Below are 2511 nucleotides of genomic sequence, written 5' to 3'. Positions count from 1 at the left end.
GTTTCAAGACCGATTTCGGCGAACGCATCCCGAACGACGTCGTCTATTTTGACGGCTCCGACCCCGAGAAGATGCACAACTATTATGCGTTCCTTTACAACCGGCTCGTCTTCGAGACGCTGAAGCGGCTCAAGGGCGATGGTGAGGCCGTCGTATTCGCCCGTTCGGCGACCGTCGGCTCCCAACGCTTTCCCGTCCATTGGGGCGGCGACAATGTGGCGACCTACGAATCGATGGCCGAGAGTCTTCGCGGCGGCCTGTCGCTCGGCCTGTCCGGCTTCGGCTTCTGGAGCCACGACATCGGCGGCTTCCAGAACAAGGCGCCGGCCCACGTCTACAAGCGCTGGTGCGCGTTCGGTATGCTGTCCAGCCACAGCCGGCTGCACGGCTTCACCTCTTACCGCGTGCCGTGGATCTACGACGACGAGGCGGTCGACGTCCTGCGCTGCTTCACCAAGCTGAAGTGCAGGCTGATGCCTTACCTCTTCGCGGCGGCCGCCGAAGCGGCGCGAAGCGGGACGCCGATGATGCGAGCGATGGTCCTGGAGTTTCCCGACGATCTCGCCTGCGAGACGCTCGACCGCCAGTATATGCTCGGTCCATCCCTCCTCGTTGCGCCAGTGTTCAGCGAGGACGGACAGACCTCGTTCTACCTGCCGGAAGGGCGGTGGACGCACCTGTTGAGCGGCGAGGTCGTCGACGGCGGGCGTTGGCGAAAGGAGAAGCACGACTTCCAGAGTCTCCCCCTCTACGCCCGTCCGAATTCGCTGATCGCTTGGGGCCGCCGCGACGATCGGCCGGACTACGACTTCGCCGACGGCGCAGTCTTTGCGGCTTTTGCGCTCGACAAACGCGCGGAGGCGAGTGCAGCGATCATCGCCGCTTCAGGAAGCGAAATCCTCCGGGTGTCCGTCCGCCGCGACGGCGCGGTCATCGACGTGATCGCCAGCGTGCCTGACAGAATTTGGAGCCTGAGGCTGCCCGCGGGGATGCGCGTGACCAGGACCGAAGGCGACTCGGGCGATCGAGGAAGGAGCCCATTTTGAGGTTAGGGCCAAGGGTTCGGTCAGGATCGCGTGTAATTCAATGTAATGGCGGCCTTCGCTCGGGGCGCGACGGCGGCGCGTGGGTTGAGCGTCGCGCGCAAGGCGCTTCAGGCGGGTCGCGGCAATCCGGCTGCGATAAGACTGGCGGCTTGAGGAGGCGTTCACCCCGCTTGCCAGAGCTCCCGTTGCTTCACGCCGGCCACCACGCATCGGCCGCTTTGGCGGCGAGCCATTTTGCCAGCGCCGCGTTGACCCGGATGGCTTGCTCCTGGGCCATGCTGCCCCGTCCGCGCGATGCAGCGGTTGCCGCTCTGCGAGCGGGGCGTCGCACGTCGATCAAACGGCAGGTGGGGGTTGTCGCACGTCCTGCACGCCATGAAGAACGAGAGCTTCGACGAGATGCGCCTTCTTCCACGATTCAGCGGAAGAAAACTGGGCGCGGCCGTTACCACGATGGCATGGGACGCCTTGCGCGAGCGAATGGAGGGGCCGCCGGCGATCGGACGCCGAGATGAGGTACCGACGTGGGTCAAGGCCTATATCGACGCGAAGCTCGCCGATCCCGAGCTCTCCGTCGAGCGAATCGCGGATGCCTGCGGCATTTCCGTTCCGCCGATCAAATGAAGGAAAAGCAGGTCAAGATCGGCGCAAAGGTCGTCTACCATCCGCGCTACGTGGCGTTTCAGAAGGCCGAGGTCGCGATTTCGAACAGCCTATTTGCCGACACTTTGCGGCTGATCGCGGGATCGCCGCCCTGCCTGCAGACCACGCCTAGACAGCGCCTACCCTTGTAGGGGGCCGGGAAGTGGTGCAGGGTTACGCTCGGCTGCGTCGCTCTCAGGCGGATGTCGAGCAAAGCGGAGTGTTCGTCGTGAAGGACAAGGCAGGCCAAGAGAGCCAGAATAAGAAATGAGTAAATAACTCGATGCGCTATCTGGATGGCCTCGGTTTCTCGGTCGTCTTGATGGCGGCGGCCATACTCAGCGCCTGCTCGCCCAAAGACGGCCTTCTAACGCCGACGCTCGCGATTTCCGAAGCGCCCCAGAGTCAAGCCGCAGTCAATCGCGCCGGATCACTCGACGCATCCGACGATTTCGATCTTCTCTACGTCACCGACCGGGCGCAAATTGCGGTTTCCCAAACCGGTGCGCTCTCCTACGGGTCCGAGCGTTCGTACACGATGAGTTTTGGATCGATCGACATCCGCGTCGAGCCGGACTCAAACGGCGCCCTGGGAGAGGTGAAGCTCTCGACAATCAAGGAGATCGGCCGGTTTCCCGAGGGTCCTTATCCGGCGAAGATCACTTCCGCCGGCTATCGCCGAGCGCCTGACGTTGTGGCCGCGCACGAAGAGGCGGTTGCCTCGCTTCAAGGCGAGATTCGTCGCCGGCTGGCGAAGACCGAACGAAAGGAAGTCGTCGTCTTCATTCATGGCTATAACAACACGTTCAGCGATGCGGCCGAT

The 2511-nt window shown here is 63.2% G+C and carries 4 protein-coding genes; all 4 read left to right on the top strand.

Annotated elements, in window-relative coordinates; translation table 11 throughout:
* The coding region (locus ACLP25_RS16260) for a TIM-barrel domain-containing protein (protein WP_442470224.1) at positions 1 to 1046 on the top strand (1046 nt) is incomplete at its 5' end.
* Positions 1047 to 1400: 354 nt separating this feature from the next.
* Entirely contained in the window at positions 1401 to 1670 is a 270-nt protein-coding gene (locus ACLP25_RS16255) for a hypothetical protein (protein WP_442470223.1), read from the top strand.
* Positions 1667 to 1840: a hypothetical protein gene (locus ACLP25_RS16250; protein WP_442470222.1), complete on the top strand. Its 174-nt coding sequence runs from the start codon at positions 1667 to 1669 to the stop codon at positions 1838 to 1840. The genes ACLP25_RS16255 and ACLP25_RS16250 overlap by 4 nt, the downstream gene beginning before the upstream one ends.
* Before the next feature lie 131 nt (positions 1841 to 1971).
* Positions 1972 to 2511, top strand: a 540-nt coding sequence (locus ACLP25_RS16245) for an alpha/beta hydrolase (RefSeq protein ID WP_442470221.1), incomplete at its 3' end; no start/stop codon positions are given.

It is taken from the genome of Roseiarcus sp., from assembly GCF_052145395.1.
Taxonomy (GTDB): Bacteria; Pseudomonadota; Alphaproteobacteria; order Rhizobiales; family Beijerinckiaceae; genus Roseiarcus.
Note: the sequence above shows the minus strand (reverse complement) of the source record. Positions and strands in the feature narration are given on the sequence as shown.